The organism is Cytobacillus sp. ABV4_503 (assembly GCF_056158445.1).
Genome location: NZ_JBSWTH010000001.1, coordinates 2,620,385 through 2,636,143, shown reverse-complemented (window position 1 = coordinate 2,636,143; position 15,759 = coordinate 2,620,385). Strand labels below are relative to the sequence as shown.

Annotated in this window: 18 protein-coding genes and 1 pseudogene; 14 read left to right on the top strand and 5 right to left on the bottom strand. The window is 36.8% G+C overall.

All coding sequences use genetic code 11. The annotated features are described in order from the left end of the window. The first annotated feature begins 59 nt into the window (after positions 1 to 59). Positions 60 to 929 (top strand): LysR family transcriptional regulator, encoded by an 870-nt coding sequence (locus ACXAD1_RS13220; protein ID WP_474910265.1) that lies wholly within the window; start codon positions 60 to 62, stop codon positions 927 to 929. A gap of 218 nt (positions 930 to 1,147) precedes the next feature. Here ACXAD1_RS13220 and ACXAD1_RS13215 read toward each other — a convergent pair. Beyond that, positions 1,148 to 1,638 (bottom strand): annotated as a pseudogene (locus ACXAD1_RS13215) (transposase); the annotation flags it as partial. Between the two features lie 52 nt (positions 1,639 to 1,690). On the opposite strand from ACXAD1_RS13215, the gene ACXAD1_RS13210 reads away from it, so the two are divergent. Beyond that, positions 1,691 to 2,188, top strand: a complete 498-nt coding sequence (locus tag ACXAD1_RS13210) for an SRPBCC family protein (protein WP_474910264.1) — start codon at positions 1,691 to 1,693, stop codon at positions 2,186 to 2,188. A 434-nt stretch (positions 2,189 to 2,622) separates the two neighbouring features. Here the strand turns inward: ACXAD1_RS13210 and ACXAD1_RS13205 are convergent, their stop codons facing one another. Continuing rightward, positions 2,623 to 3,057 (bottom strand): CBS domain-containing protein, encoded by a 435-nt coding sequence (locus tag ACXAD1_RS13205; RefSeq protein ID WP_206844211.1) that lies wholly within the window; start codon positions 3,055 to 3,057, stop codon positions 2,623 to 2,625. A 419-nt stretch (positions 3,058 to 3,476) separates the two neighbouring features. On the opposite strand from ACXAD1_RS13205, the gene ACXAD1_RS13200 reads away from it, so the two are divergent. From ACXAD1_RS13200 to ACXAD1_RS13155, 10 genes are all read left to right on the top strand, one after another. Then, positions 3,477 to 3,944, top strand: a complete 468-nt coding sequence (locus ACXAD1_RS13200; RefSeq protein WP_370222362.1) for a hypothetical protein — start codon at positions 3,477 to 3,479, stop codon at positions 3,942 to 3,944. A 387-nt stretch (positions 3,945 to 4,331) separates the two neighbouring features. Further along, positions 4,332 to 6,095, top strand: a complete 1,764-nt coding sequence (locus tag ACXAD1_RS13195) for a Rieske (2Fe-2S) protein (RefSeq protein ID WP_474911309.1) — start codon at positions 4,332 to 4,334, stop codon at positions 6,093 to 6,095. Between the two features lie 331 nt (positions 6,096 to 6,426). After that, the gene (locus ACXAD1_RS13190) at positions 6,427 to 6,822 is read left to right on the top strand and encodes a hypothetical protein (protein WP_474910263.1); all 396 of its coding nucleotides are present in this window, start codon (positions 6,427 to 6,429) and stop codon (positions 6,820 to 6,822) included. Between the two features lie 155 nt (positions 6,823 to 6,977). Further along, complete coding sequence (locus ACXAD1_RS13185) at positions 6,978 to 7,361, top strand: hypothetical protein (RefSeq protein WP_474910262.1); 384 nt, start codon at positions 6,978 to 6,980, stop codon at positions 7,359 to 7,361. 98 nt (positions 7,362 to 7,459) lie between these two features. Next, positions 7,460 to 7,705, top strand: coding sequence for a hypothetical protein (locus tag ACXAD1_RS13180; protein ID WP_474910261.1), 246 nt, complete (start codon positions 7,460 to 7,462; stop codon positions 7,703 to 7,705). Between the two features lie 258 nt (positions 7,706 to 7,963). Continuing rightward, positions 7,964 to 8,461, top strand: a complete 498-nt coding sequence (locus tag ACXAD1_RS13175) for a DinB family protein (RefSeq protein ID WP_206844233.1) — start codon at positions 7,964 to 7,966, stop codon at positions 8,459 to 8,461. 746 nt (positions 8,462 to 9,207) lie between these two features. Beyond that, the gene (locus ACXAD1_RS13170) at positions 9,208 to 9,747 is read left to right on the top strand and encodes a hypothetical protein (protein WP_474910260.1); all 540 of its coding nucleotides are present in this window, start codon (positions 9,208 to 9,210) and stop codon (positions 9,745 to 9,747) included. A gap of 505 nt (positions 9,748 to 10,252) precedes the next feature. Then, on the top strand, positions 10,253 to 10,459 hold the full coding sequence (locus tag ACXAD1_RS13165; protein WP_206844237.1) for a helix-turn-helix transcriptional regulator: 207 nt from the start codon (positions 10,253 to 10,255) through the stop codon (positions 10,457 to 10,459). 2 nt (positions 10,460 to 10,461) lie between these two features. Next, positions 10,462 to 10,890, top strand: a complete 429-nt coding sequence (locus ACXAD1_RS13160; RefSeq protein WP_206844240.1) for a hypothetical protein — start codon at positions 10,462 to 10,464, stop codon at positions 10,888 to 10,890. A 17-nt stretch (positions 10,891 to 10,907) separates the two neighbouring features. Then, positions 10,908 to 11,450, top strand: a complete 543-nt coding sequence (locus ACXAD1_RS13155; protein ID WP_474910259.1) for a small multi-drug export protein — start codon at positions 10,908 to 10,910, stop codon at positions 11,448 to 11,450. 464 nt (positions 11,451 to 11,914) lie between these two features. Here ACXAD1_RS13155 and ACXAD1_RS13150 read toward each other — a convergent pair whose 3' ends face one another. Together ACXAD1_RS13150 and ACXAD1_RS13145 are read right to left on the bottom strand one after the other, a co-directional pair. Beyond that, entirely contained in the window at positions 11,915 to 12,430 is a 516-nt protein-coding gene (locus tag ACXAD1_RS13150) for a cupin domain-containing protein (protein WP_474910258.1), read from the bottom strand. Positions 12,431 to 12,523: 93 nt separating this feature from the next. Continuing rightward, positions 12,524 to 12,940, bottom strand: a complete 417-nt coding sequence (locus ACXAD1_RS13145; RefSeq protein WP_474910257.1) for a hypothetical protein — start codon at positions 12,938 to 12,940, stop codon at positions 12,524 to 12,526. A gap of 419 nt (positions 12,941 to 13,359) precedes the next feature. Here ACXAD1_RS13145 and ACXAD1_RS13140 point away from each other — a divergent pair, with 419 nt between their 5' ends. Then, the gene (locus ACXAD1_RS13140) at positions 13,360 to 13,782 is read left to right on the top strand and encodes a VOC family protein (protein WP_474910256.1); all 423 of its coding nucleotides are present in this window, start codon (positions 13,360 to 13,362) and stop codon (positions 13,780 to 13,782) included. Between the two features lie 172 nt (positions 13,783 to 13,954). Beyond that, positions 13,955 to 14,413: an SRPBCC family protein gene (locus ACXAD1_RS13135; protein ID WP_474910255.1), complete on the top strand. Its 459-nt coding sequence runs from the start codon at positions 13,955 to 13,957 to the stop codon at positions 14,411 to 14,413. Positions 14,414 to 14,578: 165 nt separating this feature from the next. On the opposite strand, the gene ACXAD1_RS13130 is transcribed toward ACXAD1_RS13135, so the two are convergent. Next, on the bottom strand, positions 14,579 to 15,682 hold the full coding sequence (locus ACXAD1_RS13130) for a GerAB/ArcD/ProY family transporter (RefSeq protein ID WP_474911308.1): 1,104 nt from the start codon (positions 15,680 to 15,682) through the stop codon (positions 14,579 to 14,581). Positions 15,683 to 15,759: the final 77 nt, after the last annotated feature.

The window sequence follows — 15,759 nt, the reverse complement described above, 5'->3', positions numbered from 1 at the left end:
AAAAACGAATGTTTCTCATGGTATATATGATAAAATCAGATGGGGTGGGGGGAAGAGATATGAATATCCAAAAATATAAGGCATTTGTCAAAGCTGCAGAATTTGGCAGCTTTACAAAAGCTGCCGAAGTATTGGACTATACACAGTCTGGGATTAGCCGTATGATTAACGATTTAGAAACGGAGTGGGGAGTTTTCCTATTCGAAAGAGGACGGACTGGTATCAATTTAACCACGGATGGTTTAAAGTTAATGCCCCAATTAAAGCGAATTTGTAATGAGTATGAAAATTTATTGATGCAAATCGAAGACCTACACAATATGGAGTCTGGAATGATTCGTATTGGGACATTTTCCAGCGTAGCATCTCACTGGCTCCCTAACATTATTAGAATTTTTAAAAGGGATTACCCAAAGATAGATTTTGAACTTCTGCTTGGTGATTATACAGAAATTGAAAGCTGGATTCTAAATGGGCGTGTTGACTTCGGCTTTGTGCGGTTACCGTCAAAGCCAGAACTTGAAACAATCTTTTTAGAACAAGACCGTCTGCTGGTAGTAATTCCGCAAAATCATCCTCTTGCTGATTGCGAAAAGTTTCCAATAAATGACTTACTAAATAGTCCGTTTATGCTATTGGAAAAGGGAGCAAAAGCAGAAATCTCTGAAATTTTTGAGATGCATCATATTTCACCGCAAGTTAATTTTACAACATGGGATGATTATGCCATTATGTCTATGGTGGAAAATGGACTTGGAATCAGTATATTACCAGAATTGATACTGAAGCGTATTCCTCACAAAATTTTAGCGAAAGAGCTTGAAACTCCTGCTTTTAGAAATATTGGTATAGCAACGAGGGAGCATAAATCACTTTCCATTGCGTCCAAAAAGTTTTTAGAATATTTATCATATAGGAACAGAGAGTGAGTAAGTATGATTCAAAATGTAAAATACACTTAACAGTCTTAAAATATCTTTTTGTGCCAACTTTGTGAAAGAATGTACTTTAAATTAAACCAGCTAATAGTTTGTCAACATTTTTCAATAAAAAGAATAATAACGTCATGATATACTAAAAATGTTCATGCCAAATAACCTTCCTTTTTCATTTGGAAGGTTTTGTTGTATTTAGTTAGATATAGTTTTTAAACTGTATCTTGGAAAATAGTTCTGCTTTTTAGTAAGGCAAAAATCCAATGTAAGAGCTTATTAACACATGCAATAACTGCTACTCTGAAGGGTTTTCCTTCTTCACGTTTTTTTCGTAAAACTCTCTTAATCTTTTATTGCGTGCGATGATTTCATCAGTCGTTTTCTTTTTACGAGCATCACGAATACCACTTTGAACTGCCATATACAAGGCATGTCGAAGCCTGCTAGAACCTCGTTTGGTAATTCGATTTACAGATGCGGTAAACTTACCAGAAGAGAAAACACTTGGATCTACTCCAGCGAATGCAACGAGTTTTTTGGCATCATTGAACCGATCTATCTCACCAATTTCGGAAATAATCTTGGCGGCGATTTTCTCTCCAATTCCAGGGATAGACTGGAGTATATGATATTCTTCAATTTTTTTAGCGAGGGCATCTATTTCACCTGCAATCTTAGATAGATGCTCTTGGTATTGAAGAACGATCTTGACTAATAAAAAAGAAAGAACACTAAACCAAAGTAAGGAGAATTTTATGAATAACATCTCAACTAAAACTTTAACAATGAAAAGAGAATTTAATGTAAAACCTGAAAGAGTTTTTGACGCATGGTTGAATCCCTTAATGATGAAAAAGTGGTTATTTACGTTAGAAGGGACGAACAAGGTCACACAAAATGAACCCAAAGTAGGAGGGGGTTGGGAGATCGTGGACCATAGAGGGGGAAATGACTACCGAGCAGTAGGAGAGTATCTTGCAATTGATCCTCCAAAAAAATTGGTATTTACTTTTAAGATGCCTCAATTTAGTGAGTTAGAAGATATAATTACTGTTGAGATAAAAGAAATTCCTACAGGTTGTGAAATGACTTTTACCCAGCTCATCCACGTTGCTCCAGAAGAAAGCTGGACAAAAGCAGATCTTGAAAGGGTTCTAGGCGAGTATCATGATCAGTCTGAACATGGTTGGAACTTAATGTTTATGGGACTTAAAGAACTAGTTGAAACTGGATATATCAGTTATAAAGGTTAATCATGGTGGATAAAAATTTCAAAGGTACACCGCTTTTAATTTTTCCAAGACGGAAAGGCAGAGGAAGCGATGTATTATACTCCTGTTAATTGAGGATTCAGAATACTTATAGAACTGAAACTGTTAAAACTATGGTTAAATTAGTTTTTAATTTTAGGTATAATGACCAAATTTTTCATGATGCCGTTGTCCGTATAAAAGGTAACTATTTACGGAAATTCACGTCTAGAAGTAGATAAAAACAATATTTTACAAGTAGATGTTAATAATTTCTCCTCTTTAAAGGGGAAGATAACTCGGCCCTGCGCTTAACGAAGATGTCGGCTGTTATCGGAAGTTCTCAGTTTCTTTGTTTTGTTTTGAATATAACCTAATAGCACAGACCTAGTGGAGGTCTGTGCTATATTATTTCGTAAAATCAAACGAACTCCTTACTATTCTTGTGGTGCAGAAGGAGTTGAAATGCTTTGCAACGCCTGTTCTGCTTCGTTTGCATATTGATTTTGTACGGCTAAATCCCCTAAAGCTACCATCCCCACTATTTGTCCATTTTCAACTACCGGCAATCGGCGAATTTGCTGCTGTGCCATTAAATTTGATGCTTGATGAACATCCATATCAGGTGTCCCTTGTACGATTTGCTGTGCAGTCATAACTTGAGAGACCGGTGTATGAGGATTTTCTCCTTGAGCAGTCGTACGAAGGGTAATATCACGATCTGTTACAATCCCAACTATTTGCTTGCTGTTATTTACTACAGGGATAGCTCCGATATTATATTGGCTCATTAATGCCGCAGCTTCTTGTACGCTCTGTGTTTCGTTCACTGTAACAACATTTGATGTCATGATATCTTTTAATTGTGCCATGATAATACCTCCAAATATTTGTTATTTAAATAGGATGTGGAAAATTGGTTATATTATTAATGGCTATTTTTCCCAATAAGAGTGGCTCAAAATTTTATATAATTTTTATTTTATTATGTCCCCACTTTACTTTTTCTGGTTAACGGAGCCGTTAGATCATATATCGATATAAAAAATGGTCAACCAGAAATATTTTCATTTCTAGTTGACCTTATAATACGAAAGGGCAGGTTTGTCCAACAAAACAATCATATTATGATAATTGGGCATTGGTCCTCAAAAGGATAATTGCCCTTTTAGTTTGCGTTTTTATATATTCATTCGTTTTGGATGCAACAATACATAACGAACATCGTCTAAATAGATAAACAGATGCCTGCTTAGATATTGGTGCATTCTTTTTTTAGGAGGAGACAATCATGAAGAAAAGGTACCTTATTATAGTTCTCTTGGGTTTAATCATCACTGGGTGTACAAATAAAGGTGTGACTCAAGAAGAGCCTAAGCCACCTAAAGCCTTTATAGAGGTGGATAACGAAAGGTTCGAAACTATACTTGGAACTTATTGCTGGTCGTCGAAAGGTCAAGCTGAATGTGTGGATAAAGCTGGACCAATCGAGCTTTTGGAAGGCAGTGAACCAATTGAAGTAAGTCCTGGTGATATTGTAACTTTTATTATGGAATATGAACCAAAACCAAATAAAATTCATGTTCTGCAAATAAGCAACGCTGAAGAATCGGAAGTTAAAATAAGTAACAATCATTTCACAGCGCCTGCACAAAAAGGGATTTATTACTATTCATATGGCGCATGGTGGATGGATGAAAAGAAAGAGAACACATCTAATGGAGATGCTAATTATGCATTTGCCATAGAAGTAAAGTAATTCTCTTCTTTAGCTAACGGGGCAGGTTACTTTAAGAAAATATCAGATTACACAATTGCTTATAATCTGTGTAATAAATTCAGAATTGAAGGTTACCAGTCATAGTCGTTGTGAGAGGAGGCAAATCAAAAATTTATCCCTTCCTCAAAATAGGGAACAGCTGAAATAACATGGAAGCGATTCAGATTCATAAGATTATCAATACATGAATGGCTATTGGAAGCGAGAGCATATCGAAGTTAGACCTTTGTCTTTGGGTCGATTCTCAGACTTTTGGATGAAAAAAGTCCACACCTATGAAGGATTCCTGTATTCCATCAATAATATAAAATAATAGATAACAATTATTGTTAATCCTCTATGAATTCATTAGGGAGAGTGATACCATTGTCAGAATTGATTTATGCAGGTTCATTAAAGACGCTTGAAGATGAAGGTGCAAAGGTAATTAAAGGTGGAAGTCATGCAATTGCCGTATTTGTTTACGAAAAACAAGTTTATGCGGTGGATAACCGTTGTCCGCATATGGGCTTTCCCCTCCATACAGGAAGCCTATGTGATGGGATATTGACGTGTCACTGGCATCATGCCCGCTTTGATATAAAAAGCGGAGGAACCCTGGATCCATGGGCAGATGATGTTCCTACTTATCCTGTCGAGATTAAGGAAGATGGGGTTTGGGTTCACCCGGTTCCTTTTAATAAGGTGACAATCGAAAAATTGAGGCAGCGATTACGTGACGGCCTTGAGCAAAATATTAGTCTTGTCATAGCAAAATCGGTTGTCGGATTGATGGAAGCGGGTTTTCCAGCGACTGAGATTGCAAAAATCGGCGTCGAATTCGGAACAACACATCGGAGGAGTGGATGGGGATCGGGATTAACGATTTTAACAGCCATGACAAATGTATTGCCGAAATTGGATAAAACTGGGCAGGTTTTAGCGCTGTTCCAAGGCCTGGTTCACGTTGCAAGGGAAAGTTCCGGAATGGGAACACGTTTTTTAATTGGATCCCTGCCTGTATCAAATGAAAAGAATACCCAATCATTCGAACAATTATCAGAATGGTATCGTCATTGTGTGGAGGTGCGGGATTCACAGGGAGCTGAGCGGGTGCTATTGACCGCGATCGAATTGGGATTCTCGAACGAACAGCTTGCTGACATGATGATGACAGCGGTCACCGATCATTTTTATGTAAATACAGGTCATACTCTTGATTTTCATAATAAAGCATTCGAGATCTTAAATCAGATCGGTTTTGAGCATCGACCTTATGTATTGTCATCATTGTTACCTGGTATCGGTGATATATCCCGCAGTGAAGAATCCCATAGCTGGCAATCACCTGTGAACTTGGTCAAACCATTAATGGAGGCGTTCCGGAAATTACCTGATATCCTTGCTAATGTCTCATCACGAAGCGATGCTGATATCGATGAAACAGTATTGGTTGAACAAATTTTATCAGATGACCCTATAAAAACGATAAATACGATGTTGGATGCACTTAAAAATGGCGTCACTCCTTCCCGTTTGGCCCAGCTCGTAGCTTTAGCGGCTGCTGACCGGATTTCCCGTTTCCATGTACAAAATGATTTCAGGGATTGGATTACTGTACTTCATACTTTTACACATGCACATGCGGTACATGAATCGTTACGCCGCTCTACTACACCTGAATTGACCCGAGCTGTTTTCCATGGTGCAATGAGTATGTATCTTGATCGTTTTCTCAATACACCGTCTGCAAGAAGACCGCAACCAAAGGATGTGGAAACTGAACCGCAGAATCCTTCAGAATTATTGGAGATGATGAATCAACAACAACAGGTTGCAGAATCAGCAAGATGGGTAGTAAATTACCTGGCACGCGGCGGTGATAAAAGTGAACTCTTCAATACGCTCGGGCATGCTTTACTAAGAGAAGATGCAGAGTTTCATTCATTTCAAATGTATGAAGCAGCAATGGTCGAACATGATCATTGGGAAAAAGAGGATTCCGAGTTTGCTGGATATGCGCAGGAAACATTGATCCTCGCATTAACACGTTATCTGGCAGGCCATGCCCCAACTGCTAGAGAAATGCCGCATACAGCACAAATTGCCATGCGCCTCCACCGAGGAGAAAAATTATTTGAAGATGACTAATTTGCATGGCCAAGAAATAGGCTGTTCAGAATGCCCAGATTATCAAAAAGGCTGCCTCCGGCCAGGCTCGCCAAGGCGATTATCAAGTTTTACAATAAGATTTATTTTATTAAGAAAAAGCCGATTTTCCTTTTACTAAGTAGGATAATCGGCTTTTTCTTCTTTACGAAGGAATGTACTCAAGGGGCAGGTAAAAAGGGTGAATGCAGGTAAAGAATAAATTGAATTATGGGAATATTGAAACCATTTAACAGTTAAACCGTAATATAAGTAATAAAGAGGGTTCGTTTAAATAGTTACAAAAAAATTTTTACATAAGGGATTATTAGGATTGAAATTTCATATAACTATCTTTTCTAAAGAAGGTGGGAGAATGTTGAGCAGGTATATTACACTTGGTTCTTTTGTATTTTTGATATTGTTAGTTCTTGCTGGCTGCAGCGGCCATAAAACAGATTCACCAGTATCCGATAAAGAACTTTCTTCACAAGAGAATGATTTTCGGAAATTTAAAACGCAAGATGGGGAAATTGAAATAAATATTTTCAATAATGGCAGTTTTTCTGAAGCTACCATAAAGCAAATTAAAGAGGAAACTCTTAGTTTTTACAATGCTCTTCAAAAAGAAAATGCACCAATGTCTTCTCCTTCTATAATATATTTACACCTGTATGATGATAAGAAGGTAAGCTATACGAACGGTAACACCATCCACTTTACTGGGTAAAAGAAGGAAATTATCCTCTTATTCACGAACTTACCCATGTTTTTTTTGGCTCTACTGAAGGGCATGCCACACTGGAAGGTCTTGCAATCTTTATGCAGGATTTCTATTCGGATAGAAGAGTGTTTCCCAATTATCAGGGAGATGTTCACGATATTATGAAATATTTAATGACCCAAGAAATCAGTATTCCTCTGGAAACGCTGCTGAGTAAGGATAAAATTTTCACCCATTCAAATTTAAATAAAGACTCCTATTCTTTAAGGTGGCTGGGGTATATAGAATCTGCTTCATTCTCAAACTATCTTATTAATCAATATGGTATTGGAGAATTTCTGAAAATATATGATCGCCCCAATTTGACTGATGAAATAGATAAGATCTATGGGAAAAAAGTAGAGCAGCTTGAAATGGAATGGAAAGAATTTGTTCAGAAAAACCTCACATCGAATGAAGAAACTATTCGCAGCTATGATCCTCAAATTCAAGAAATTATCAGTCATTTGGAAGCAAATAAAGAACGGATATTAAAAACTTCTTAATTCCAGAAGGTAATAAAGTAAACAAAGAACAATAATTATTAAGCTATCTATATGATGGAATTCGGTATAAATGTAAAATTCAGGATGTGAAATAAGGTATGTTGATGAAAGATGAACAAAAAAATGGTAAAGCTATACTCCTAACAATCGGGTGGTTATCTGTTGTTTTATTATCTTTTAATTTAATTCCGCCTATGCTCTTGTTTTTTCCTATATCCATAGGAGTTGTAATAAGGCGAGATTACCAGGGGGATAAGCAAGGGTCAGCAATGATTATTTTAGGTATAATAAGCGGAGTCGTTGGTTGGCTTTTAGGAATGTTCGTTAATAATAACTTAATGTAAGGTAAAGCACACATATAACTAAATAGCTTCTTTCCACCTTAAAATTCACTCGAATTATATAATGAGGTACATTTTGCAGATGATTTCGAGGAGTACAGAAATTTATTCTAGAGGGTTAGTCAACAGGGTCAACCAGAAAAATAAAAGGTACGCTATAGGGTAGCATATTTGTCATGATGAAGGAATAAAAGCTGGATGAGCCGAATAAGTCATGGTATTGATTTATTCTCAAAACTAAACAGTGAGGAGATTGGTTGTATGCAGGTTGTAACCAAAATGCTTTTAGAACAGCTCGACATGCATTGCCATGAGAATGATTGGTTTGCATCCATGGATCAGGCACTTCATGGAGTCATCGCAGCTGAGGCAGCATGGACAAGTTCGGGAATCAGCAATTCGATTTGGCAGATTGTCAACCACTTGATATTTTGGAATGAAGACGTAATCCATCGAATTAAGGGCACACAGAATCCGCATAAGGCAGAAGACAATGAAGAAACCTTTGGAAATCCGGGGGATCCAGAAGACGAAATTGGGTGGGCCCAGACAGTAGAGCGTCTTAATGAAGTTATGAATAAATTAAAGACGGTCATTGCGGACCTTGACGATGAAAAGTTAAAAGCTCCGTATGCAGCTAACAGGTACTCTATTGAGCGTTTACTCAGTAATATCATGATGCACGATACGTATCATATCGGCCAAATTGTTCTCTTGCGAAAGCTGCAATCCTCTTGGGGTGGCGTTGATTGGTCCTAAAGAACCATAATTCAGTGACTTCCACGCCCAGCCGCAGAAGCAGTATTGACGGTGTGAAGCCCTTTTCATTCTCTATGGTGAAGCGGGTGTTTTCCTGATGGCAGAACGGGTGTGTTAGTCAAATAAATTTGAACGTATTTGCAGAGCGATCTTTCGCATATTTCATTGTTCAACAGTCGGGCGCTTTTCTTAAATAAGAAGGCGTCTTTTTGCATGTACGAGGGTGTAAAAAATGATTGTGAAATCCTGTACTTAAAGTAATGGGTGCTTTTGTTGAATAAGAATACGTCCCCTGACAGCCAAAATAAAGGAGTTGGTAAGAACCAACGCTGGATATGCTCAGGAAACATTGATCCTCGCATTAACACGTTATCTGGCAGGCAATACCCCAACTGCTAGAGAAATGCCGCATACAGCACAAATTGCCATGCGCCTCCACCGAGGAGAAAAATTATTTGAAGATGATTGATCAATCGAGGACTATTTCTGCTTCAGAGTTAGAAGGAACGAATGTTCGCATAATGCGAATTAACGCTTTTATAAACCTGTTTTAAATGTGTCTAATCTCTTGGTATATAAGGGGTTAGGCACTTTTTTCTATATCATAATTAACGTTAAGAATCTAAGGGTGAATGGGATAATCGTCTTGACTATTGTCCAACAATCGGGCCATATTGTTGAATAACAAAAGAAAAGTTTTTTATTTAAAAGAGTCTTATCGTAAAATATGAAAGGGAGGTGAAAAAGTGAAGATAAGAAAACGGCTACTTGGGTATGTAATTGATTTATTTCTTTCAATCATTATCCCTATAATTCTTTCAATCCTAACTTTTATTATTGCAGCAATCATCGCTTTACTCTTTTTGCCTTTCGTTGCAAGTGACGGAGATACATGGAATCCATTGCTGACTCGAATAATGAATGGCATACTGCTGTTGGGTGTTTTGGTGTTTATGATCACATCACTAGGATCTAATTTCCAAATGACCTTACCATGGGGCTACAGATTTAACGGTTTAATAGTAAAAAATAGCAATAAATTTAAATTGTTTATATGGTGGTTTATAAGAAACGGAATAGCAGGTCTATTTATATTCTTATTTGCTTATCATATAGCAAATGACATGGACTACAAGAACCTCTATTTACCTATTTTTATTTACATAATCTATCAATGTATGGATGGGATCATGTTCCTTCTTTCAAAAGGAAAGAGAACCTTTACCGATAGTTGGACCGGCACAGAAGTGATAGAAGCATCGAAGGCAGTAAAAGAAATAGCATAAGAATAGGATCGTTAATTTATTGTTTAATTACCAATAGGTGAGAAGCAAAAATAATCCCTTATCACATGTCGAACATCTTTAATCAGTTTGCTGCCTATATTTAGATAAGCCTCAATAAATAATTGATGAAAACATGTACCGACAGTTGCAAGTTGGCGAAGTCATCGAATTAAAAACCTTATATTCCACAGAAACTTTAAACACAATCATGAGCAAGAGGGCTTCCATTACAAATTTGGAGGTTCTTTTTTTTGCTTTTCATGGATCATTTCGTTTGGTTAAAGGAGATTAATGAAAATGTTGTCGAGAATCCACGAAGCCAATAGCATCGAAAATCACATTTAAGTCCTCAATTTTTTGAGAATCTATCATAACCACAGGCTTTGGATTATGAGCAACTAAGTTAAATGGTATGAATTCTTGGCAAAATGACAAATATTCTTGACCTAATGTTAAATATTCTTTACAATGAAGAAGCAGGAAACGGTAATAGGGGATGTTAAATATGCTGAGAAATAAAGTGAAGGAATTAAGAGCGAGGCATAATTTTACTCAATCTGATTTAGGTAAATTGGTTGGAGCCACTCGCCAAACCATTGGCATGATTGAAAAAGGTGACTATGCTCCGTCTGTGCTGTTAGCATTGAAAATTGCTAAAGCATTACGTGTCAATTTAGAGGAAGTGTTTTGGATAGAAGGAGAGGATGAGTGAACATGGAAAGGTTTTTGCGTTCACCTTTTACAATGAGTGTGTTTCTTATTGGGCTTGCGGTAATTTATTCGGTGAGTATCGTATTGGAGCAGCGGAATGACATGACGACTATTATTTTTATTGCTTATGCTATTTTTGTCATCATCTATTTCGGAACAATGGTTTGTTTTAACCGTAAATACCCAGACCGGAAGATTCGTATTCTTACCTTCATCCCTTATGAGCTCAAAGAAGAAGATGAAGGGCATCAATATATTACGTATCGTGCTTGTCGAAAAGTATATATTTACTACTACTTTGCCATTCCGGCAGCCATTGTTGCGGTTGCACTGTTTAGAGAAGTCGAGTTGCTCCCTGTCATCGCTTTGACTGTACTTGGCATTGGGCAGTATTTTATTTTTTGGTCGGAAGTAAAAAAACTATATGAATAAAGGGGAGGATGAAGGATATGCTTTTATCGTATCTATTTGTATTTCTTCTGGCAGCGATTCCGTTATTTGAACTTGTTGCTGTGATTCCATTGGCTATCATCGGAGGTCTATCTCCAGTACTGACAGCGATATTTGCCTTTTTAGGGAATGCTCTGACAGTGGTTCTGCTAATTGTTTTTGTGGATCAAGTGAAGAAATGGATGAGAAAGCAAAAACAAAAAAAACGTATGCAAGATATTATGCATGTGGAAGAAGTTGCGGCGACGCAAGCTGATGCTGCAGGTATGGAAGAGTCGAAAAAAGGCAAACGCGCACGGGCACTTTTTGATAAGTATGGCTTACCTGGCTTAGCGATTATTGGCCCTTTTTTCGTTGGATCTCATATTTCCGCTTTTATGGGAATGAGCTTTGGTTCGACAAGAAAGAGGGTAACCGGCTGGATGCTGACCAGTTTATTTCTTTGGACAGTAATTATGGCTGTAGCCTCAAGTTATGGAATCACCTTTTTTATGCCTCATGCTGAAGAAAATGGTTTTTTAATCCGCCTATTCAGCAACTAACATTTCATTAGAGACTTTTAAGATCCTTTATACTAATTCAGTAAGCGGGCGCTTTTCCTGAGTATAGAAAGCGTCCTTTTTCTTTAGTAAATGTTCTCTTAGTTCGGAAAATATGCTCATATAATTCGGACAAATTCAGTCATTCTGCATGGTAAGGTGAGAAAGTTTTATTAGAAACTTCTTGAAATAGAGCTCTGTCAAAAGAGCCATTGCCCTTTTAAAGTTTGAAGAGAAGCAAATTTAAATTCCTATAAGCAATGCAGGATTTGATTATCCTTAGAAATGATGTGTACGAGGACAACGAAATAGATCTCAATTAAGAAAACTAATAATAGGGGAGTTACCCCTCTTTTTTTATGTAAATATGGTGATTTTCGAGAATAATTGGTTAGCTTGTCTTGATAAGAATGGGAAGCATGGCCGATTAAGACAAGCAGCAGTAAACCGGAAGAAAACAAATTTCTCTATTCAGGAATCTTTTCATATGCTAATTTTAAAATAATTTCCTTATATTGAGGGTATTTGGATATAAGGTCTGCTTGTGAGAACAGTTCAAAATCCTGAAAATCAAAGCCCGGAGAAACCATGCAGCCTACTAGTGAGAATGTATCTGCCTCCATAACAGACGAACCAAAGATTGAATTTTTCGGCACTAAAGCTTGAGGTACTTCTCCATTATCAAGGTTTATTCCTAATTTAATTTCTTCATATTCACCATTTTCATTGATGATATGTATGGTTAATGGACTTCCAGCGTGAAAATACCATAATTCATCTGATTTCAATCGATGAAAGTGGGACACATCGTTGGACGTTAATAAAAAATAAATGCTTGTATAGAGATTACGTGTTCCCACAAAATTCACAGACAATTCTTGATCAGAAGTACATTCCTCTGATTGAAACGTTCTTTTATAATATCCTCCTTCTGGATGAGGAGTTAATCCAAGTTTTGAAACCCAATAATGCTCATTCTTCATTTTAAATGCTCCAATCCCTGCATAATTAAATACCAAAAAATTCCTTAAGTTTACTTAACTCAATGAAGACTCCTATTTTTAAAATTCCTTAACTTATTTTTCCTTAGAGAAATCATTATAATTTTTGAACTTTGAAGGCCACTTTTTCTTCTTTAAGTACTTTTCATTAAGTACTAAAATCTTCCCGCTTTCAGCGGGTATGTATTTTTTATACACAGATTTATATTTTTCGAATGCCAAGTGCCCTAAAATATAAATTGGTAAGATAATGAATATGAGAATTACCAATTGCAGTAACCAATTGAATTTATCTCCAATGATATAAATCGTCAATACAGCATGTGCTGCAAAAGAAACCATTAAGGTGAGAAGCACATTACATATATGAAAAGGGATCATATTATTTTTTTCCCGGAACATTCGCTCTAGTTCATTTTTGATAAAAAGTGTAGTAAATACTGATATCACAATGACAAAAAGGGAAACAAAATAGGTAAGAACAGTGTACATGTTTTCCGCCCACGCTCCTTCAATTACACTAGAAGAAAAAGCTGATCATCAATTATACTTACTATCGTTATCATGGTCATCAAACCGCTTTTTTATGGGAGCCTCAATAAACAGTAAATGTCTGAGATTAAAGGATTAAGACGCTTAGAGTCTAATTCTTTGTTTGGTACAAAAAATTTTTATCTTCATTGTAGCACAAAAAATGATAAAGATTTTGGTTGAATTAGGAAAAGTAAAACGTGTAGATTTATTCAGTTTTCGCTTAGTAAATGTTTTTGATTGGCCTTATTTGAAACAAAACTTTGTAAATATACGTTGCTAAATAATTATAATTATCAGAATTTTAGTGTGATTCACGAGCTTGTTGGTTATAATAATATTTGGAGTGCATATCCAATAAAATTAGAGGAGCTGAAGTCATGCAATTTATACCTTATTTACAGCTGAACGGAAATGCAAGAGAAGCGATTGGATTTTACGAAAAGGTATTTGGTGCCGAAAATTTAGGAGTGATCACTTTTGGTGAAATGCCTGCTGACCCGAATTTTCCTTTACCAGAGGATGCAAAGGACCTTGTAGCACACGGTACGATAAGGGTTGGAGAGTCAGCTATTATGTTTTCAGATACATTCCCAGGTCAGCCAGCTCAAGAGGGAAACCTGGTGACCATTTGTATTACGTTTGACCATGCAGACAAAGCGCGACAAGTTTCTGAAGCCTTACAGGATGGCGGACAAGTTCTAATGCCGATATCCGAAACAAGTTTTAGTCCTGCTTACGGGGTCATTAAAGATAAATTCGATGTAACCTTTCAAATTTATACTGAAGGACATCAAGGTTAGTACATACGATATAGGAGAAAAACGGCTTTGCGAAAATATCAAAGCCGTTTTTTTATGATTCGTTTATCTCATGTCAACATATCAACATTACCCCTATTTAAGATTTCTTGTAAATTGAGGTTTGATTGGGTAAACTTTTTTATATTTGAACAATTGGAAAGGAGTATACATAATGACGAACCTAAAAGAAGTATCCATTTCAAAAGTAGAAATGCTTATCAGAAAACCTGTTAAGGAGGTATTCGATGCTTTTATTGATCCTTCGATTACTACTAAATTCTGGTTTACCAAAAGCAGCGGAAGATTAGAAAAGGGAAAACGACTCCGCTGGGATTGGGAGATGTATGGAGTTTCTGCTGAACTTGACGTAATAGAATTGGAACAAAACAATAGAATTCTCATCAAATTTGACGATGATACTACGGTGGAGTGGATTTTTACACCCCGGACGGAAGGAACTTTTGTCACCATTATTAACGCAGGTTTTAAAGGAAATCCAGATGAAATAATTAATCAAGTGATAGATTCAACTGGCGGTTTTACGATTGTTCTGTGTGGCTTAAAAGCACTTCTTGAGCATAACATCATTTTGAATCTTGTTTCGGATAAATTTCCTGACGCACAAGTATAAAGTTAAGAATATCTATTGTTATTTCGAAATAACTAAATATATTTGCAGAAGTAAGGTGCTTAAGGGAATACAAATATATTCAGCTATTTATTATGCTTGCCGGTTAAAGCCAAAAGAAAATACATCCGGCAAGCAGCAGAACCATACATATTAAGATAAGCCTTTTCATTTCTTTTTTACCTTCTTTTTTACCCTCTTGGCAATCATGATGGCGGCAAAGAGCAAGGGGATATAAATGAATGTAAAGGCAAACCCTGCTTTCCCAAAATATTCATTAAGCTGACTAATCTCTTCGCGCGTATTAATAAAGTTAATCAATAATAATAAAGCACCCACTATAAAAAAAACTCCGATTTTTTGTCTAATATTAAAGATTCTTTTGATAAGTCTCGAACAAATCCAAATGGCAATACACACATTCGGAAGCATAATTAAGTTCCAGTTTGCAATTCCGATATATTCGAAACGTTCCACAAAAGGCATTTCAACAATTTTCCACATGGTCAAAGTGGGCCAGACCTGTTTAGCAAGCAGATCTTCTGAATAATAGGCAAACGTAATGACTGCTAAAATCGTATATATCAAGGTAGTGGTGAAAACAGCAAGGTGAGCCCACTTTTTGGATTTCTTTGGTTCTTTTATAAAAGGATAAAAGAACGGAATAATCTCAAAACCGATGAAGGTAAGCGACATATTGTAGGAACCGATGAGAAGTTCCTTAACTGAATGATCCCAAATAGGGAGGAGATTATAGAAATTTGAGAACTTAATGGCCCAGCAAAATGTCAGAAGGAGATAAGCCGGCAATACCAGGCCGAAAAAGGCCGTACCGACTACCGTTCTGAATCCTCCAAAAATGATATAAGTACAAAGAATCATGAATCCAAAGGAGAACCAGAATGTGCTAAGCTCCGGAAACATCCACACTTGAATGACCTCGATAAATGTTCGTACTATAGCTAAGACGTACAAAAAAAAGTAGCCTATGAAAAGGAAGCTGATTGCCTTGCCGATCAAATTGCCTGTAAGGTACTTATGGGCTGTCACAAAATCTCCATCAACCGTTTCGGAAATTTTATAAATCATCCAAATGATGACATGTATGCATCCCCCGGCAAGCAGGATGGAAATCCAGGCATCATAGCCTGCATCCTTTGCGATGACTCTCTGATAGCCAAGAACCCCAATGCCAATTTGCATGGACATAATTAAATAAAAAACTAGAAATGGGGATATCTTCAATCTGTCTGGTATTGGCTGCTCCTGTATCTGATTCACCTCCGTTTCACGGTTGGTAACTGGCTGCTGTAAAACTGGGTTCCTGCTCCCGCGTTATTCATTTCCTT